The sequence below is a fragment of the Alkalihalobacterium sp. APHAB7 genome, assembly GCF_048323755.1.
Classification (GTDB): domain Bacteria; phylum Bacillota; class Bacilli; order Bacillales; family Bacillaceae_F; genus Alkalihalobacterium.
The window spans coordinates 1-18,720 of the sequence record NZ_JBLWFS010000014.1; the positions used below are offsets into that span (position 1 = coordinate 1).

Annotated in this window: 22 protein-coding genes and 1 pseudogene; 8 read left to right on the top strand and 15 right to left on the bottom strand. The window is 38.8% G+C overall.

The window, feature by feature from the left end:
* Positions 1-350: 350 nt before the first annotated feature.
* Positions 351-818, bottom strand: coding sequence for a hypothetical protein (locus ACNSTQ_RS14110; protein ID WP_418200458.1), 468 nt, complete (start codon positions 816-818; stop codon positions 351-353).
* Between the two features lie 292 nt (positions 819-1,110).
* Here ACNSTQ_RS14110 and ACNSTQ_RS14115 point away from each other — a divergent pair, with 292 nt between their 5' ends.
* The 4 genes from ACNSTQ_RS14115 (at position 1,111) to gerPC (ending at position 2,746) form a co-directional block, all read left to right on the top strand.
* Positions 1,111-1,434, top strand: coding sequence for a hypothetical protein (locus ACNSTQ_RS14115; RefSeq protein ID WP_418200459.1), 324 nt, complete (start codon positions 1,111-1,113; stop codon positions 1,432-1,434).
* Between the two features lie 110 nt (positions 1,435-1,544).
* The gene (locus tag ACNSTQ_RS14120; protein ID WP_418200460.1) at positions 1,545-1,766 is read left to right on the top strand and encodes a spore germination protein; all 222 of its coding nucleotides are present in this window, start codon (positions 1,545-1,547) and stop codon (positions 1,764-1,766) included.
* A gap of 23 nt (positions 1,767-1,789) precedes the next feature.
* The gene (locus ACNSTQ_RS14125; RefSeq protein WP_418200461.1) at positions 1,790-2,011 is read left to right on the top strand and encodes a hypothetical protein; all 222 of its coding nucleotides are present in this window, start codon (positions 1,790-1,792) and stop codon (positions 2,009-2,011) included.
* A gap of 249 nt (positions 2,012-2,260) precedes the next feature.
* Entirely contained in the window at positions 2,261-2,746 is a 486-nt protein-coding gene (gene gerPC, locus ACNSTQ_RS14130) for a spore germination protein GerPC (RefSeq protein ID WP_418200462.1), read from the top strand.
* A 157-nt stretch (positions 2,747-2,903) separates the two neighbouring features.
* Here gerPC and ACNSTQ_RS14135 read toward each other — a convergent pair whose 3' ends face one another.
* From ACNSTQ_RS14135 to ACNSTQ_RS14155, 5 genes are all read right to left on the bottom strand, one after another.
* Positions 2,904-2,990 (bottom strand): YjcZ family sporulation protein, encoded by an 87-nt coding sequence (locus tag ACNSTQ_RS14135; RefSeq protein ID WP_418200554.1) that lies wholly within the window; start codon positions 2,988-2,990, stop codon positions 2,904-2,906.
* A 308-nt stretch (positions 2,991-3,298) separates the two neighbouring features.
* On the bottom strand, positions 3,299-3,727 hold the full coding sequence (locus ACNSTQ_RS14140) for a hypothetical protein (protein ID WP_418200463.1): 429 nt from the start codon (positions 3,725-3,727) through the stop codon (positions 3,299-3,301).
* 73 nt (positions 3,728-3,800) lie between these two features.
* Complete coding sequence (locus tag ACNSTQ_RS14145) at positions 3,801-4,505, bottom strand: hypothetical protein (RefSeq protein ID WP_418200464.1); 705 nt, start codon at positions 4,503-4,505, stop codon at positions 3,801-3,803.
* A 226-nt stretch (positions 4,506-4,731) separates the two neighbouring features.
* The gene (locus tag ACNSTQ_RS14150; RefSeq protein ID WP_418200465.1) at positions 4,732-5,163 is read right to left on the bottom strand and encodes an Hsp20/alpha crystallin family protein; all 432 of its coding nucleotides are present in this window, start codon (positions 5,161-5,163) and stop codon (positions 4,732-4,734) included.
* A 196-nt stretch (positions 5,164-5,359) separates the two neighbouring features.
* Positions 5,360-5,884, bottom strand: coding sequence for a LysM peptidoglycan-binding domain-containing protein (locus ACNSTQ_RS14155; RefSeq protein ID WP_418200466.1), 525 nt, complete (start codon positions 5,882-5,884; stop codon positions 5,360-5,362).
* A gap of 156 nt (positions 5,885-6,040) precedes the next feature.
* Between ACNSTQ_RS14155 and ACNSTQ_RS14160 the strand changes: the two genes are divergently transcribed.
* Positions 6,041-6,268, top strand: coding sequence for a spore germination protein (locus ACNSTQ_RS14160; protein ID WP_418200467.1), 228 nt, complete (start codon positions 6,041-6,043; stop codon positions 6,266-6,268).
* Positions 6,269-6,303: 35 nt separating this feature from the next.
* Here the strand turns inward: ACNSTQ_RS14160 and ACNSTQ_RS14165 are convergent, their stop codons facing one another.
* The 3 genes from ACNSTQ_RS14165 to ACNSTQ_RS14175 all read right to left on the bottom strand — a co-directional run bounded on the left by ACNSTQ_RS14165 (position 6,304) and on the right by ACNSTQ_RS14175 (position 8,995).
* Complete coding sequence (locus tag ACNSTQ_RS14165; protein WP_418200468.1) at positions 6,304-7,140, bottom strand: ATP-binding cassette domain-containing protein; 837 nt, start codon at positions 7,138-7,140, stop codon at positions 6,304-6,306.
* 124 nt (positions 7,141-7,264) lie between these two features.
* Positions 7,265-8,422: an agmatinase family protein gene (locus ACNSTQ_RS14170; RefSeq protein WP_418200469.1), complete on the bottom strand. Its 1,158-nt coding sequence runs from the start codon at positions 8,420-8,422 to the stop codon at positions 7,265-7,267.
* Positions 8,423-8,572: 150 nt separating this feature from the next.
* Positions 8,573-8,995 (bottom strand): Hsp20/alpha crystallin family protein, encoded by a 423-nt coding sequence (locus ACNSTQ_RS14175; RefSeq protein WP_418200470.1) that lies wholly within the window; start codon positions 8,993-8,995, stop codon positions 8,573-8,575.
* Between the two features lie 239 nt (positions 8,996-9,234).
* Here ACNSTQ_RS14175 and ACNSTQ_RS14180 point away from each other — a divergent pair, with 239 nt between their 5' ends.
* The 3 genes from ACNSTQ_RS14180 (at position 9,235) to cbiQ (ending at position 11,447) form a co-directional block, all read left to right on the top strand.
* Positions 9,235-9,789 (top strand): hypothetical protein, encoded by a 555-nt coding sequence (locus ACNSTQ_RS14180; RefSeq protein WP_418200471.1) that lies wholly within the window; start codon positions 9,235-9,237, stop codon positions 9,787-9,789.
* Positions 9,790-10,021: 232 nt separating this feature from the next.
* Positions 10,022-10,630, top strand: a complete 609-nt coding sequence (locus ACNSTQ_RS14185; RefSeq protein WP_418200472.1) for a CbiM family transporter — start codon at positions 10,022-10,024, stop codon at positions 10,628-10,630.
* A 64-nt stretch (positions 10,631-10,694) separates the two neighbouring features.
* Positions 10,695-11,447, top strand: coding sequence for a cobalt ECF transporter T component CbiQ (gene cbiQ / locus ACNSTQ_RS14190; RefSeq protein ID WP_418200473.1), 753 nt, complete (start codon positions 10,695-10,697; stop codon positions 11,445-11,447).
* A 385-nt stretch (positions 11,448-11,832) separates the two neighbouring features.
* On the opposite strand, the pseudogene ACNSTQ_RS14195 reads toward cbiQ, so the two are convergent.
* The 6 genes and pseudogenes from ACNSTQ_RS14195 to ACNSTQ_RS14220 all read right to left on the bottom strand — a co-directional run bounded on the left by ACNSTQ_RS14195 (position 11,833) and on the right by ACNSTQ_RS14220 (position 18,522).
* A pseudogene (locus ACNSTQ_RS14195) lies at positions 11,833-13,025 on the bottom strand (IS3 family transposase).
* A 299-nt stretch (positions 13,026-13,324) separates the two neighbouring features.
* Positions 13,325-13,402 carry a YjcZ family sporulation protein gene (locus ACNSTQ_RS14200; protein ID WP_275118339.1) on the bottom strand — a complete coding sequence of 26 codons (78 nt, stop codon included), beginning with the start codon at positions 13,400-13,402 and terminating at the stop codon, positions 13,325-13,327.
* Between the two features lie 205 nt (positions 13,403-13,607).
* On the bottom strand, positions 13,608-14,801 hold the full coding sequence (locus ACNSTQ_RS14205) for an iron-containing alcohol dehydrogenase (protein ID WP_418200555.1): 1,194 nt from the start codon (positions 14,799-14,801) through the stop codon (positions 13,608-13,610).
* A 115-nt stretch (positions 14,802-14,916) separates the two neighbouring features.
* On the bottom strand, positions 14,917-16,008 hold the full coding sequence (locus ACNSTQ_RS14210; RefSeq protein WP_418200474.1) for an enoyl-CoA hydratase/isomerase family protein: 1,092 nt from the start codon (positions 16,006-16,008) through the stop codon (positions 14,917-14,919).
* 133 nt (positions 16,009-16,141) lie between these two features.
* A complete protein-coding gene (locus ACNSTQ_RS14215) occupies positions 16,142-17,599 on the bottom strand; it encodes a CoA-acylating methylmalonate-semialdehyde dehydrogenase (protein ID WP_418200475.1) in 1,458 nt (485 codons plus the stop codon).
* 332 nt (positions 17,600-17,931) lie between these two features.
* Positions 17,932-18,522, bottom strand: a complete 591-nt coding sequence (locus tag ACNSTQ_RS14220) for a hypothetical protein (RefSeq protein WP_418200476.1) — start codon at positions 18,520-18,522, stop codon at positions 17,932-17,934.
* Positions 18,523-18,720: the final 198 nt, after the last annotated feature.

Genomic DNA, 18,720 nt, shown 5'->3' on the forward strand with positions numbered 1-18,720 from the left:
GTGGCAAGAGGTATTTTTTGAGGATAATAAGAGGGGACAATTCCCTCTACCTGCTTACACTGAAATGAAAACCTATGGATATAAAAGAAAACGCGAGGACGTGTCCGAAATAAGGGGGCCTAGACGATATAGACTATAAAGTATAAGGATTAACCGAATAAACTATAAAAAACCGCCAACCGATAGTTAGATTATGACGAGCTAGATGAATTCGACGTTGAATCATTCATTTCAATAAAAAATAGGTATGTAACGCTACAGCTAGTACAATATGAAATGGTACCTGTACATATAACAATCTTCTTCAAGTATGCTAAATACAGGTACCATATTAAAGAGCAATTCTTACATCATCTTTTCTTTTTCTTCTTACATATTATTTTTAATTTATCCAAGTGATGATCAATATCTGGTTCAAACTCTCTCCATTTTACTTTACATTTCTTGTTCGGTGTTTTTTTTATTTTATTTTTCTTTATTTTGTCCTCTTTGGCATTATTCTCTTCTTTATCGTGTGCGTCTTCATCTTCGTCCTGATCTATATCTTTCTCATATTTATTAATCATATATTTGTTCATTTCAAATTTCGGGCATTCTTCCTTTTCTTCGTTATTTTCGTTTTCTTCTTCGTTTTCCTCACCGTTCCCTTTACAGAAATCGAACACGATTTCATCACCAATAATATATTCGCCTGCTTGGAACTTTGAATTCGCTTGATGTCCTTTATGAATGGTTGGACCGAAGTTAATTGAGGCTCCTTTGGATACTTCATTAATTTTAAAGCTACCAATTTTCGTAAAAGGACCATACCTCCTCATCTTATGATCGCCTCCTCCTACTCGTCTTCTTGTATAAGTTATGTATGCCCGGACAACCATGTGTAGGTAGACTTCCCTATACCATAGCAAAATAGATTGTTGTCCTACTAAACATAGGAAAAAGAGATTTAGGTCGTTCTGTTTGGTGATCTTTAGGCTTTTTATTTAGTGGTGTATTCTATTTTTGAACGAGGATCAATCCAATTTACACGTACTAGGTTTAATGAATAATAGGCTTACCTCTCTCATACATCATTAAGTAGAAGACATATGTTCAAATGGAGGTTTTTTCATGTCTGATCCACGTTTGCTGAAATTAGAAAAGCGTCTTGAGCAACTTGAAAAATTATATATAAAGGATAAAGAATTTCTCATAGAACAGTTAGATAAAACCCATGTAGCGATTCAACAATTAAAACAAACTCAAACGCTACCGACCGACACATGTGAAATTGATCCATCGAGTTCATTTCAGAAAAAAATCGAATATTTAACGGCAGCTAATGAACAAATGTTTCAACAAAACAAGCGCTTAAGGGAATATATCGAGCTAGTACTAGAAAAAAATGAACCTCTTAATTATGAAGGGTATTACAAAGCGCTAAGAGGTGAGTAGTAAATCGTTTAGTCTGCTACGATTCTTCTCCTTTACACTTGTACACTGTGACATTCACCTAATTTTGGGCATAGGATTAGAGTAAAGACAAAATTCAGGAGGGCGTCAGTGTGCCACATGTAAATAATATCGTGGGAATTCGAATTAATAAGGCCTCTAGCAATGCCTCGATCAACTTCGGAAATACAGTCCATAAAGGCCACCAAGCAAACATCAAAATGTTTGTCGGCTACTATCAGGCGGGTGATGCGAACTTCAGTCCTCTTCAATTTAATAATGCCAACATAGCAAACGATCCTGATGTAAAAGACCAACCACAGGCACAAATCTAATCTTTTCATGAAAGGATTGAAAAATGATGCAAATAAATATAAGGAACATTCGCATTAATTCCTTGAGTACGATTGGTTCACTCAATATTGGAAAACAAATTTTTTCAGATAACCGGGCCAGTACCTTCAAATTACCAAAGCCGTATTATGAAGAAGTTGAACCCAATAACGAGGAAGAGGAAGAAGAGGAAAATAATCCAATTGAAATTGTTGATCTCCCCCCGATCAACTTACCTCCAGGCTAGATTTGGTCCTATGAAAACAAAAGATACGAAAACAAAACCGAAATTTGTTAGGCAAATTTATCACCCCTTAAACATACTCTTAGGTAAGAGTTCTTTTTTAAAGGGGTGATATTTATTTACTATTATTATCAACGGCCTTATTACTGCTCTCGGAACTATACTCCATACGCTTCCTATTATTGCCCTAAGCAAATGTGGGCACAGCAGCAAACCTACTTCCCAAACTACAATCTACCTCAGATGAATAATATGGCGTATCCAATGGTTCAATCAACTGGTATGAATGAGTGGTCAGGTATGAACGAAAGGTATCAAATGAGCGGTGATATTCATAGTCATGAAGGAGAAAATAACGATCATTACGAAGAGCAGCCTAAAGTACAAGTGAAGCCCGAGCTGCCTAACTTTTATCAACTGTTCGAAGAGCTAAAAGAAAAAGTAGAAAAAGTTGAGGAAGAAAACGAAGAGTTAAAGGAAAAGTTAGGAGACCTTCAACCGATTAACATCGAAAATATCAATTATAAAATTCAAGAATTAGCTGTTGAAGATTTATCGGGGACATTGAATATTGGAATAACAGCACTAACAGACCCAGAAAATTTAAAGAAATTATTGAAGGATTTTGAGGGCATCAATGTCAATGATGTCGAGGAAAATGAGATGGAAATGGAAGAGTTAGAGAAATTGGATAATTTTGAAATTCAACCTAAACCTTCAAACCAGACCCCGCAATAATTTTTAATTTAAAAGCATAATTAGATTTACATACTTATGCTACTCGTAAGTATTTTATTTGTTTGAGCTGGTTATAATCTATAAACGCTAAGAGCATCGTAAGATGACTTAGCGTTTTCGTGTGTTCTTAACTTATAGTGTGTTCTCTATTTCATTTTTAGCACCAAGATGCTCCGACGATAACTAGCAAGATGAAAAGCACGACGATTAAAGTGAAGCCGCCTACTCCATGTCCGTAACCCATTCTTAACACCACCCTTCTTTGTTTCTACTAATACCCTATGCAAAAGGTCCAAAAATGGTTTAGACACATGAACAAGGTTTCTAAATACTTTCACCTAACACAAATAAACTAAGCCTCGAAAAATGAAAAATGTATTGCCTCAATGGCAATACATTTGCTGTACTTTTTTTACTTTTTTACTGTTTTTTATTCCATATCCATCATATCTTCTACAAACTGAGAGTCATCCAGTAATGAGCCTAATAAGGATTGACAACCATGTAAACTTATGCGATAGTCTATGTCATCTCGTACACTTTGTTACCGATTTATGCTATCGGTTCATTCTTGTTTCGTTTCCTCGTCCGTCTGTAAAAGAAATAGGAAATTGCACTAAACACCGTGAATACAGATCCGCCAATCAGCCACCGGTGTGGGTCGGATCGAACAACAACGTCTTCCCCAATGGTCCATTCGGTGCGGTGACCGAGACCATCTGTTGCTACAAAAAAGTGTGCCTCGTCACGGTCAAAGTAGAATGCACCATGTTCATCTAGAGGACCACTATCAATCTCATTTCCTTTTTTATCGTAAACCGTAACTACTGTACGAGTCGAGAAGCTCCCATCTTCATAGAGAACTTTCAGTGTCCCGTCATCTTCGGGAATGATGATCATTTTATGAGCAGATACAGTATGAAAACCGATAAACAGAAATAAAAAAGTCATTAGCGTACAGGTCCAAATAGGTCTAATCAACGTACCCCTTCTTTCTCTGTAAGATATAATGTGAAAAGAGGCTGTCATTAGAAGCAGCCTCGTAGTAAGTAGATTAATGGTCGTGATCATGTTCATCTTCTTCATGCTCATGGTCGTGGTCGTCGTGATCGTGGCTATGATCATGGTCATGGCTGTGATCATGCCCCTCGAACTGCCTTACATTTTCTACAGCAACTATATTGCCATTATCATTAATTATTTCCAGGTCAAATTCTTCAGCATCGTGTTCTAAGTAAAGAGCATATTGGCCGCTTTTTGATATCGTAAACGTAAATGTGGTTTCGTCTTCGTTTAATGGCAATAGATACACGTACTCATGTTTTGCTTCAAACGTTTCCTCCTCGTTCACCTCTTCTGCTGCTGCCTCCATCAAGTGGGCTGCATGATGATCTAAATCATGAATATTGCTATTCTCCATAATGAATGCAATCAGCATGGTTTCATCCCCATACTCATTTTTATTTAGCTGTAAAGTATATGTACCATCTGCTAAATTATAACTTCCTCGCCATTCATACGGTAATTCATGATGGTGACCGATCCCATCGTTTTCTTCTTCCTCGACTTCATTTAGTTCATCAATTTCTGCGTCTTCGTTATCCATAATCTCTTCATCTTCTAGAGGAATTTCTTGGAGTGCTTCCCCTCCATTAGCTACTACGTCTTCAGTCGTCTCTGTCCCTACATCATTGTTGTTACAGGCAATTAAGCTACTCGTAATCAGTCCACTAATAATTAATAATTTAAATTTTCTCATATCTTCCCTCCACAAATCATCATTACTCTTTCATATTTATGAGCAGGAGTTATAATTTATCATTAAAACCCTCCTCGCACGTTTCGTGGTATGACTTAGATTCAAATAGGTGTTATACAATAAAGAAAACCCGCCGATTGGCGAGCCTTTACGCAAGAATGTACTTCTTTGCTATCCATTTATAATTACTTAACGTTAAAAGGTGCCAGCTTTCAGACAAGCTGATTTATTCATCATCTAAATTCTTTATCTGTACTTTTTGTCTCAATTGATTTGGACGGATTAATCGATGTAAGTGAATGACTAATAAACCACGTTGGAAAGCAGCGTCCATTTTATCTTCGCGCACCGGAAATGGTAATTCGATCGTTCGCTTAAACGGACCTTGCGGAAACTCTTCTTGAATTAAGCGATATCCGTTAAAATTCGAATGAATGGTTCCTCTCACTTCTAATGTACGTTCATACGTGTAAATATCAACATCCTCTAACTTTAAGCCGGGTAAGGCAAAGACACATAAAAGTTCATTTCCATTTTCATAGATGTTCACTTTTGTACCGACATTTTGAAAGTTGATCTGGTCAAAGTTGGAGAAAAAATCATCACCAAGAAACTTAGGTATCATCTTTTGCCATCCATTCGGTAAGTGATTATTCAATCTAATCCCTCCTGTTCTTCCTTATAAGTATTAGTATGTATTTTCATTTGGGCGGTGCCTGTACGTAAAGCAGGTAAAATACATAATACTTTGGGTAATTCCTAATGTAGTAACAATTATAATGAGGGCAAGAGAAAAGGCATGGAGGCTGTAAGGATGCTCCACGCCTATTTTCAATTGGTGTAAAAGTTTACGATTAATAATACCTTTGCTGATTATACATGTATTGACCGTTCCAATTTGGGTACGAATAGAAGCCTGTATTTACTTGAGTTTGATTAGGGTAAGCATAATTCGAATACTGCTGGTAGTTGACTTGAGGATGATGTTCTTGAGAAGGAGTTGCTTGGCGCTGATCGTTTATGATCGGTTCCGGTTCTTGGCGTTGGTGAATCGTTTCCCAACCATAATAGCCTGGCGTAAGAGTTGTATGGCTTCCATAGCCTACTGCATAATCTTGTGACGGCCATTGAGTGTATTGTAATTGCACGTATTGTACGGGGTCTTCTGGTACATGTGCACAAACATTTCCTTTGCCCCCATTAATGTCAGGCATCATTCCGCCCATCACTTGATCTGGGATAAAGACTTGTGTTCCTGCCATAATATTAGTAGGATCTTGAATATGTTTGTTTAAATCTAGCAACATATCAAGGTCTACCTTATAATGATCCGCTAAAAGATACAACGTTTCTCCTGCCTGGCAATGATGTGTTCTCACGATTTAATTACCTCCCAATATTTAATACAACACTATATCTCTATTCAACCATTGGGTGTGTTGCCATCCTAATTTTTAGGCCAATTGCTTATGAACGAGTGTCATTCTTCTTTTTACAACATACGATATGGGTATCAAGGAAGTTAGGGGGAGATTATGTTCTTGACACATATGAATAACATACTTGGGATTAGAATCAATCAATCAGCAAATAACGCATCCATCAACTTCGGTAACGTTGTCCATAAAGGACACCAGGCAAACTCTAAGTTTAATAGCGGTTATTTACAACCTGGCGATGCGAACTTTAGTCCATTGCAGTTTAACAATGCAAATATTGCGAACGACCCTGATGTGATTGATCAACCTCAAGCACAAATATAATTGTCCGTTTTGTCATCAGAAGGTGGGGAGTCGATTTAATAATTGGCATTTTCTGTGGATTGCATTACACTATAAAGCAAACGAACAGCTTCCTGTTCATTGATCGGTAACCGATCCCATTCAAAATTAGGTATCATCCTAAATAACCGTGCAATTCTCGGCAAATGTAAATTTGCTTTTCTAATCGATTCCTCATCTACCAATAATTCAGGTCCACCTGTCATCAATACTTTTCCGTCTTTCATCAAAATAATAATGTCTGCCCATGCGGCTGCGAAATCAACATCATGAGTCGATAAGATAATCGTTTTTCCCATAAAATTTAAACCTTGTAAAAGACCAGCGACCTCATCTTGACCTTTAGGATCGAGATAAGCCATCGGTTCATCCAAAATAACGACATCAGGTTTCATGGCTAAAATTCCAGCAATTGCAACGCGTTTTTTTTGCCCATAGCTTAAGTGATAGGGTGCCTTGGATTTAAACTCGAGCATTCCGACAGAACCTAAAGCCACCTCGCAAACTTCTTTTACTTCTTGTTCGGTTAAACCTAGGTTCCTAGGTCCAAATTGGACATCCTCCCAAACTGTTCCTGAAAATACTTGGTCATCCGGGTCTTGAAAGACAAGCCCAACCTTTTGTCTTATCGTTTTTACACTCTTCTTAGTTAATGGTATCCCCATAACTGAGACTGTACCTTTTTGTGGTAGTTTTAAGCCGTTCAAATGGTGTAATAATGTTGATTTTCCTGCTCCATTCGGTCCTAGTATGGCAACCTTTGAGCCTATTGGGATTTGTAGAGAAAGTTCATCTATCGCCTTGGTTGAGTCTGGGTATTCAAAGGCTAAGTCTTGTATATCAATCGCATGCATTCATCTGCCCTCCCTTCTACATTATTTGTATTCACCCTGACCGTTAACATAACAGTAAACCAAAGATGTACAGGTTGTTTCACATCCTATAATAAAAGGCCGGCTGTTTCACCGGCCCTTCTGATCATGTAAACTTTTTGCCCAGTTTCCCTGCATCTACCATTGAGGCTAATACATCGGCGATACAACGTGTTCCCAATAGTGCGGTTTGATCACTCACATCGTATGGTGGTGAAACTTCAACAAGCTCCATTCCACAAATTCCTTCTCTAGCAACAATATCTAAGAACTTCAACCCTTCTCGTGGTAAAAATCCACCTGGTTCCGGCCACCCTGTTCCTGGTACAAACCCCGCATCAAAACTATCAATATCTACACTTAAGTAAACGGCCTTTGCTCCGCCTTGCCATGCTTTTTCAAGTGCAATTTCGGCGACTTTCTCTACTCCTAATCTTTCAATGTCGAAAATAGAGATCGCTGTAGTATTCAACTTCCGAACGTTTTGAACGGCCTCCCTTGGGACTTGCCAACCGCCAATCCCAACTTGAACTAAGTTTTCAGGCGGTGCATTTGGTATATTTGTCGCATGGAACCAAGGGGTTGTATGCATCCGTTCATCCATATCCGTCTCTTGTAAATCTAAGTGGCGGTCCATATGAATGATTCCGACTTTTTCACCGAGAACGTCTGCAATCGCTCGAACACATGGGTAGCCAATCGCATGGTCCCCACCTAACATGACAGGTAATGTGCCTTGAGCAAAAACATGAGAAACGGCTTTGTAAATTTGGTCAAAGCTTTTTTCGATATTCGCAATGGTAAATACATCCCCAACATCACACATATTTAAGGATTCTGCTAAATCCACGCCTTTTTCATAACTATAACTCGTGTAAAGCTTTGATATCCGTCTCATCGCTTCAGGACCGAAGCGAGCGCCTGCACGATAGGTCGTTCCAATATCAAAAGGAACACCGATAAAGGCTACATCATATTCTCCAACTCTACGTACATCTTCTAAAAATGGGGACCTTAAAAAAGTAGGGATCCCTGCGTAGGCAGGACGAGGTTCTCTAGTAAAGGTGGATATCGTCCTGTCGCCAATGGAAGGAGCTGCTTCTAAGCCGTACTCTACAGACCTTCTTAATTTTTTCATATTTTCTTCTTCCGGTATCTTGGCTTCTTTTTCCGCCTGCTCGATCCCGAGTAAGTCTGTCGTTCGCTCGCTTTCCAGGGCTTTTTTCTGTCTGTAGCTTAATCCGTGGTTATCAAAGAAACCCACTCACATCACCACCGTTTTTTGAATTTCTGAGTTGCTGGTTCGTCTATGCTCTACCTATTCATCCATACTTTGACATTATATTCTGTAAATATTTTTCCATACCAACTAACGAAAAGGGTATAAGCTTAACAAGCTGATTTTTTTTAGTAGTTACAAATGATCCCTAGACTTTTTCTTTCTTGACGTAGACCGAGGTTTCCGTTTTAAGTACACCGACAGTAATCCTCTTTCGTAGTTAAATTGAACATTTTCCTCGAAAACAGGGTATGGTAATTCAATGGTGCGTTTGATTGGACCTTGTAGAATTCCCTCTTGAACTAATCGAAAGTCTCGATCATCGACAGATAAGGTCCCTCGCAATTCTAAAAGGTTATGTTCTACGTAAATATCAACCTCTTCTTCTTTAAGTCCTGGTAAGGAAAATGTACAGATCAGTTCCTTCCCTGATTCGTAAATATTTGCCAGTACTTCCGCATGGTTCTTAACTAATGCTGGAAATTCTTGTGAAAAGTCTTCACCTAACAAATCATGAACGGAACGATCCCAATTCGTCGTTATACCCGATTTATTCATAAGCACCCCCTGTTCATTATTCACTTATATGTATGCCTACTAGGTAATCGCCGTGCATGTAATCCCTTTCAATGACCAAGCATTCTTTTTCGGGGGGTTAACAATTGCTGTGACCCTACTGTAAGCGTCTTACCCTAGTGAACTAGGTATATGCCGTGTCGTTGTTCTACTGGGTCGAATAGTTTATGTTAATGGACGAAATTGACTTCATTTGTAAGATAAAGAATAAGGAGGATCTTATGTTTCCATTTGGCAAAAGGCAATTTGGGCAAAGTTTTGGAAACCATCCGTCTGGTTTTAATCCATTCAGTCCTAACCCCATGGGCTTTAATCCGTTTGATTTTTCCAATCAAGCCTATCAACAACAAAATCCTTTTCAGTCCGGATTTTTCAATAGTTCACCCTTTCAACAAATGCAGCCACCTTTAGCAGGAGGGTTCGGTCATTCTACTCCTGGTCCTTTACAACAACTATTTGGTCTAGGCCAACCCAATCCAGGAGGAATGCAGCCATCGCTAGGGCAGCCGAATCCAGGACCGATGCAATCATCACTAGGTCAACCCAATCCAAATACAATGATGCCGTTTCAAGGTCAACCGAACCAAGCTCAAATGAATCCGTTTCAAGCTCACCAATTTCTTGGGCCTGGCCAACATCCTCAAGGATTACAAAATTTATTTAAAAATGATAAGGGGCAATACGACTTAGCAAAAATAGGCAATGGGGTCCAACAAGTAATGGGTGTTGTCAATCAAGTAAGCCCGCTTATGAAGATGTTCGGCATTATGAGGTAACCACCTAAGCCTCTTTTAAATCATTGGAAAAGGTCTAATTTTTTAAAAGAGGTTTTTAGAGGTTGCGTTGTCTGAAGATGTGGCTTATATAATTCCTACTTCTGGTTGTTATGTATTGAACATTACTTTGATAGGACAAGCTTTTGAGCTCACTTGAAGTACAAAAAGACCTGAATACTTCCCATATAAAAACAATATAAATAAGCAAGAAAAGGGTCCAATGAAGGGATGGATGATTGTGCATGTCGCAGACGGCGTACTTAGTTTTTCAGTAGCAGTAGCAACCACAGCGGGAGCCATTGGAATATTAGCCTATTCTCTTAAGGGTATTAAAGAAGAGGAAATCCCGAAAATTAGTCTACTTACAGGAGCTTTTTTTGTGTCTTCTTTGATAAATATTCCTGTAGGACCCACTTCCATTCATCCACTTTTAAGCGGTTTTCTCGGTTTAGCTTTAGGGCGAAGAGCTCCCATCGGTATTTTTATTGGGTTACTTCTTCAAGCCGCGTTGTTCCAGCATGGAGGATTAAGTACGCTAGGTGCTAACACATTATTAATGTCGCTTCCGGCTTATTTCGTATATTTTATGAGTCAGGTATTTAAAGGAATGCCTCATTTCCTTAAAGGATTTTCTGCAGGCTTTGGCGCGGTTTTAGGCGGAGTGTTTTTATTAATTCTTCTGCTTATATTATCGGATCAACGGTACACGGAAGGAACTTTTTCGGTTATCAACATTGTGGTCTTTGCGTACTTTCCGCTTGCTCTTTTAGAAGGTGTGTTAACCGGATTTTCCGTTAAATATTTATATGCGCTTCGGCCGACTTTCTTTGAAGAAACGTAGCTTGATGGGTGCACATTTTTATAGATACAAGTCGGATGAAATTCAGACGAAATAGGTGATAGTGATGCCATTTGGACAGGAAGAAACACTAGCAGAATTTGAGGGCATTTCACAATGGGCGTTAGGGTGGGAATCACGAGCAAAGTTGATGGCTGCGATTATTTATATTTTTGGAGTAATTAGTCTTCATACGGTTTCGTTTGCACTTATTGCTTACTCGGTCTCCATTGTTGTTTCATTCGTGATGGGTATTTCGCTTCTTACTTTACTCAAACGGTATTTATTAATCGCACCATTTATTTTCTTGATGACGATCCCGCTCGTCTTTGGTGGCGGTTTTCCGCTTGACCCTGACCGTGTGGCTTTTGCCCTCCTCATCATTTTAAAGGCAGTTACATCAATGACGATTTTAACGATAATTCTTGAAACCCAATCCGTCGATCAATTCATGAATAGCCTAGCACATTTAAAAGTGCCTCCGATCATGATTTCAGTCCTGTTATTGTCGTATCGGTATGTGTTTATGTTTCTGGATGACATCCAAAAAATGCAACTTGCATTGAAAACTCGCTTTTTTAATGGTGGTGTCAGCATAAAAAATTTAAAGATTTATGGACAGCTGACAGGTGCGTTATTGCTGAAATCGCTCGATCGATCCGAAAAGGTCTTTCAAGCGATGGTGTCTAGAGGATTTAACGGTAACCTATGTTTTGGCGAAGCACGTCAAATTACGAAGTCGGATTTGTATAAAACTGGACTCTCCTTTTTTATCATTATGGTAATTGTGGCGGTTGAATTGGTATTTTTTCGGATGTAGTGTTTTGTAGATTTTTAGGTAGTTGTTGAGGCAGTGAGTAGCGGGAAATGGTGCAAGTGTTTGACTCTCGAAAAGCGAGTGAAGCGGGAATTATGGACTTCTGTCAAGAAAGTGGACAAATTTAAGAGATATATATTTAATCAAATTCTTTAGTTTTACAGCCTAATTGTATTTTTCTTGAGAGTATTACGATTATGTAATATTCCGATAACTTAGTTAAAGACCCAAAGAAGGGAATTGCTCGTTGCCTCGCAACTTGACATGGAGCCTCTGCGGGTATGTCTTCCTAGCCACGAAGCCACTTGGTTTAATTATTCAGTGGCTAGCCCAAAAGGCTAACATACCCGCCACTCCACGTAAAGTTGCTTTGTGTGATCATATGTCTTTATGCTGCTGTTTCTCCTGTTTTTACTTCTACTTGTTTAGGTCTGTCATCACAATTTCTTTCGTATTCATTTGGTGAAACATAGCCAATACTTGAATGACTTCTTCTTTCATTGTAAAAGCTCATGATGTATTCCCAGATCTCCTTAGTAGCTTCCTCACGACTAGCAAACTTATGACGATACACTAACTCTTTTTTTAAGGAAGCAAAAAAAGACTCCATGCACGCGTTATCATAACAGTTACCTTTACCACTCATGCTTATTTGAATATTCCATTCCTTTAAACGTGCAATATAATCGTTTGAAGTATATTGACTCCCGCGGTCAGAATGGTGTATTAGCTTTTCTGAAGGTTTTCTTGAGGTAATTGCTCGATTCAATGCTTTTAATGGCAATTCTTTTGTCATCTTTATATCTGTAGCCCATCCAACAATTTTTCGTGAAAATAAATCCATAACAGTAGCTAAATATAACCATCCTTCTAGGGTCCAGATATAAGTGATATCTGTTACCCAGACACGATCTGCTTGTTCTGCATTAAACTTACGCTTTAATAGATTTGGATATATAGGGTTATTATGATTAGAGTCTGTCGTTACTACAAATCGCTGTTCTGGAATGGCCCGAAGGCCCATTTCACGCATATACCTACCAACGGTTTTTTCTGAAATCGTAATCCCTTCCTTATGCAGCTCTTTTGTTATCCTTGGGCTTCCGTACACTTCCCTATATTGAAAGAAAAGCCTTCGAACCTTAGCCATCAACTTCTTCTTCTTTTTCTGTAAATCACACTCTTTCTTATTAAGCCACTTATAATAACCACTTTTAGATACTTTTAAAACGGCGCACATCTTCACTATTCGAAATTCCTTTCGATGCCTAAAGATAAATTGAAAAATTACTTCTGGCTTTGCATGAAGATGTGCGCCGCCTTTTTTATGATTTCATTTTCCTCCTTTAAATCATTGATTTGATCTAATAACTCTTTCTCTCGTTTTCTATATTCGCTTGGGGTGATATAGCTGATCTCCTCTTGATTTAACTTTATTTTATTACGGTAATCTCTAACCCAGCGTGATATCGTTTTGGGGGATATATCCATTTCTCTAGCAACATCTGTTGCTTTGTTCCCTTCATCTACAACTAACTTGGCAATGTACTCCTTGAATTCATGATCATATTTTCTAGCCATTTTGACACGCTCCATTTTAGATTCTTGTTTTTACAAGTCTCTCCATTGCGTGTCCACTTTATAGTCTACATTCAATTAGGATCGTCAATCGTGCTGTTAGACCTCGAAGAATGAGTGAACCGAGATTGAAGGTCACCAGCAAACCCCAAATTCATGGAAATCTAGAAAAAAGCTTCATTACTATAGTTTGTTCGTTTCATAGAAAAAATCAGTAATAATCTGCTTCGTAATAAATTGAAGACGGTGTCTCAAAAGCTAGACTTTCGGGACACCGTCTTTTTATATGAACCTATTTAATTTTAGTACTTAACATATGCTGAACCAACGATCACTAACAGAATGAACAACACTACGATTAACGCAAAACTGTTATACACTCTATAACACCTCCTTATGTGTGTTACAATAATACCTTATGCCAATATTTATTATCCGAGTGGGCTGATACATAGTTTTTCAGGAATTGATCACTCTGCCGTTCCATTCGTAAATAAATTGAATGTTTTTTTACGGCAAAAAAGGAGTACGAATTCATTCTATCGTACTCCTTCATCTTCGATTTTTGGCTTACATTAATCGTTCTTAAATGTTTTGTTCTTCCTTCATATTATAGTCGTAGCAAGCATAATAAAGCTCAATGATCTCGTGTTCTTCAGGGACCTTTGGGTTGTTGGCTGGGCTGCCGCTCGCGACAGCATCTTGGGCCATTTTATGAATGACTTTTTCTAAGGCTGGCTGCTCAATGCCCCACTCTTTCATATTGGGTATGTTTAAATCATGACAAAGCTTTTTCACTTCTTTGACAAAACGGTCGGCTAAATCTTCTTTATTCATATCTTTCAGGTCTGGGTTTATGACAACCGCCATTTCTGCCAACCGATCGATGCACTCGCCTTTACTAAATTCAAGGACAGCTGGCAATAACATCGCGTTTGAAACACCGTGCGGGACATGGAAAAGTGCCCCCATGGGACGTGACATTCCGTGAACTAGGCAAACCGAGGCATTGGAAAAAGCAACTCCAGCTTGTAATGCGGCAAGGGCCATATTTTCTCGGGCGACAACATCTTCCCCAATTGCATACGCTTGGCGAATGTTTTCGAAAATTAACTTAATCGCCGATAAAGCTAAATGATCGGTGAAAGGATGTGCTCGTTGCGAAATAAATGCTTCGACCGCATGACTTAAAGCATCTACGCCGGTCGCTGCTGTTACATGTTTGGGTGAAGAAACCGTAAGTAAAGGATCTACTATGGCTACTTCTGGTAAAAAAGCCATCTGCTTAATCATCATTTTCACATCAGTTTTTGTATTTGTAATGACGGTAACATCTGTAGCTTCTGAGCCGGTTCCAGCGGTTGTCGGAATGGCAATTAAAGGTAATGGTTTCTCAGTTGCTATTTTGTTGTTTCCGATATACTCGCCAATGTCGCCTCCATTTGTTGCAAGAACGGCAACGGCTTTTGCTGTATCAATACAACTTCCGCCACCTAGAGCGATAACAACATCACAATTTTCTCGTTTGGAAAGCTCTAGTGCTTCTTCTACATACGTGTTAGTGGGTTCTGTATTGACTTCAAGATATGTAGAATACGAAATTCCTTCATCTTGCAAATATTGTATACACTCGTTCACATAACCGAGATTAGCCATCATTTGATCACTGATGATCAAAGCTTGAGACCCTCTTATCTTGGTCTCTTTTCCTACCGTTTTTAAAGATTCCCTCCCATAGAAAATAGCTCTTGGCATGTAAACACTTGAAAAAGCATTCATCAAAACAGCATCCCCCTTGTACAGTTGATCTACCCTGTTTTTCAATCCATCTGAGTCTTATTCGACTTCTATTTCTACGACGATTAATTGTTAATCTATTATTATAAACCTGTGCTTATGCGAACGTATCAAATTTTGTTAAAAGATTGTCATCTTTATCCCACGTGAAGAAAGCTAGAACATCTTCTTCTGAGATGTCTTCAAAACGAGATGGGTCCCACTTTGGAGACCGATCTTTATCAACGAGGACGGCACGGACGCCCTCATAAAAATCAGGAAGGCTCATAAAATTCATACCTAAAATGAATTCCATCTTGAAGCATTCCACCAATGACTTCTTTTCGCCCTCTTGTAATTGACGGAGGGTTACTTTTAAAGACGTTGGTGACTTTGTTAATAATGTATTTAAGGTTTCGTTTGCCCATTCATCATGGTTTGCATCACTTTGTAGTGAAGCTATGATATCTTCCATCGTTTGATGGGAGAAGTGTTGATTGATCTTTTCTTGAACTGTTGCTAGGTTAGAAGATTTGATGTCAATTGCCTGGGAATATCGTTTGAGCAAACGATTCATTTCATCTTCTACTTCTTTCGATTTCCAATCGGTGCTTGTAATGTCTATTGTTAATCTATCCCAATCTTCGCTTGCCATATAGTAATCAGCTGCTCCAGCATACATGACATCTGCGGCTTTAATGATCCCTGATGTAAGGGCTAAATAACGTCCAACAGCTCCAGGCATTTGATTTAAAAAATAACTCCCGCCGACATCAGGAAAGAAACCAATATTCATTTCAGGCATTGCCCACTTTGTTTTTTCGGTTACAATTCGGTAGGTTGCACCGACTGAAAGTCCAACACCACCACCCATAACAATTCCGTCCATATTCACAACGACGGGCTTTGGATACTGGTGAATTAGTAAATCCATCTGGTATTCTGTTGAGAAAAAGTTACGTGCTAAATCTAAGACGGTGGAGTCTCTTAGATCATATAGAGAACGCATATCGCCGCCAGCACATAATCCTTTTGTGCCTTCACCGCTAATACAAACGACAGAAATGTCCGTATTATCTTTCCACTTTTGTAATTGTTGATTGAGTAAATCAACCATTTCTGCATTTAGAGAATTAAGGACTTTCGGACGATTTAAGCGAATCAGTCCGACTTGATTTTTGACTTCAAATAAAACACTAGCTTCACTCATGTAATGTTCACCTCGTTAATTTTAGCTGTAGAAAGAGGCACCGGTAAAAGAACAATATTTAGTCCCTCTTTCTACTTGTTGTATCGTTGTGCTTTAACTGTTACTGTGTATGTTTTTGATATGTGCTCGTTTTTTAATATCGTGCGGTTAGCATCTTCTTACGTGTATAAAATTCAACCCCGTCTTTTCCGTTCGCGTGAAGGTCACCATAGAAAGAATTTTTATAGCCTGAAAATGGGAAAAAAGCCATTGGTGCTGGGACACCTAAGTTGACGCCAAGCATTCCCGCATCAATATCTTCGCGGAACTTTCTCACAGCTTTAGCGCTATCTGTATAAAGGCACGCACCGTTTGCAAATTCAGATTCGTTTGTGATTTCAATCGCCTCATCGAGGTCGTTTACTCGCACGACGGATAACACCGGCGCAAAAATTTCATCCTGCCAAATTTTCATTCCAGGCTTTACGTTATCGAAAATCGTCGGTCCAACAAAGTAACCTTTTTCAGAAACTTCATCTTGACGTCCGTCACGAACGAGTGCTGCCCCTTCTTTTTCACCAATTTCGATGTATTGGATGGTTCGTTCTTTATGAGAATCACGAATGACTGGACCGAGTGTTACGTCTTTGTTTATTCCATTTCCGATTATGATGTTATCTGCAGCTCGTTTTAGGCGTTCCATTAACTCATCGGCAACATCTCCGACAGCGACTACAACTGCACAAGCCATACAACGCTCACCGGCTGATCCAAAAGCCGCACCAATGATGTTTGTTACAGCGCTATCTAAATCGGCATCCGGCATGACGATCGAATGATTCTTCGCACCGGCTAAGGCTTGAACTCGTTTACCGTTTGCTGCTGCATTTTTATAAACATACTCAGCAACTGGTTGTGAACCAACAAATGAAACGGCTTTAATATCTTTATGGCTTAATATGCCGTTTACAACATCATGCGCCCCATGAACGACGTTTAAGACACCGTCTGGAAGCCCTGCTTCTTGAAATAACTCGGCTAAGCGATTGGCTAGGAGTGGTGTCCGTTCTGACGGCTTAAGTACGAACGTATTACCGCACGCAATTGCTAAAGGATACATCCAACAAGGAACCATCATTGGGAAGTTAAAGGGAGTAATTCCACCCACTACACCAATCGGATAACGGTACATTCCTGACTCAATTCCACTTGCGATATCAGGAAGTTGTTCACCCATCATTAAAGTTGGAGCGCCTGCGGCAAACTCAACACATTCAATGCCACGCTGTACTTCACCGTAAGCATCGTCATAGCTTTTTCCATTTTCTTTCGTAATCAACTGTGCAAGTTCTTCCCAATGCTCAATGAGTAGTTGTTGATAGCGGAATAAAATACGAGCTCTTTTTGGGACAGGAACATTTCTCCATTCTTTAAATGTTTCTTTCGCTGTTTTAGCCGCTTGATCTAAATCTTCATATGTAGAGATGGGAACGTTTGCAATGACTTCGGCTGTCGCTGGATTGTAAACAGCTTCGACCTTCTCCGTATTGGACTCGATCCACTTCCCTCCAATAAAATTTTTTAATGTTTGCACTTCCGTTTGGTTGACCATAATCGTTCTCCTTTCTGTAAGAAACATAACATTTTTTGAATTTTCAGTATCTTGCTTGCGTATTTGAACTTGTTCTTGTACTTTGCTCCGATCTTGTTTGCAATGCTATGTAATATAGTTGGGTTCCTTGAAGTTTTATCGACAAAGTATTCTGACAAGTAATACTTATGAAAGGTTCACTTTATTTATTTCTCCTTATTTCAGCGAATACCTTTTTCTTTCGCTAAATTTTATTCCCATTGGTATAAAATTTAAAAGTGAAAATTTTGTGAGGCGCGCCATATTAGTTGCAGAAACGGATCTTAACGACAATAAAAAAGATAGCCAGTAGACTATCTTTTTTGAACGTTTTCAATGATGACATTTTCCCAGTGTTTATCGACCATTTTAACACCAGACGTTCTTCTTCGATTAACAAACTCCCAGTGTTCTCCGTTGTATTTTCGAATGTGAAGTATATTGTCTCCGTTCGCTTTTTTATCGAATATAAGTACACGCTGGTTGGTGTCATTATAGTAGGCGTATGGAATAATATCACCGTATGATTGAGTTGAAATGATCCGGCTTAATACGCTAGCCAAATCATGATAAGAACCTTCCCCATTAAATAATATCTCGTTAGGAAGAAATTCATAATGGTCAAGAGTTAAATCATGCGTTCTGACGAAATCGTTTTGAACATTTTTACGTAGATTTTCTCTTCTTTCTGTCATTGAAAAATATCTATCCAATTCTTCATCACTCCATGTGTGGAGATCCTGTGGAATCATTAATGGTCCATTGGGGTCTTCAAATAAGTAAAGTGACCTGGATTCATTGACTTCATCTGATGTCAGGAGAAGAGCCGCAAATGTAAAGCCTGCACCCAACAAAGCAACTGAAGAAATAAAAAAAGAAAGATATGGTTTCTTTTTGAAAGGCATAGTTCCCCCACCTCATACTATCATCCCGCTCAATTCATTATATTAATTTTATCAAAATCTTAATGTAAGAAGTGGAAATGCTCTACTTTTCAATAACATTACAAACTATTACAAAATTATAACGTAAAATGCGATAATTTAATCGGTCATTAAATGAAGTTCGGTCTCTCAATATAGATTCGTCCATTTTTATCAATC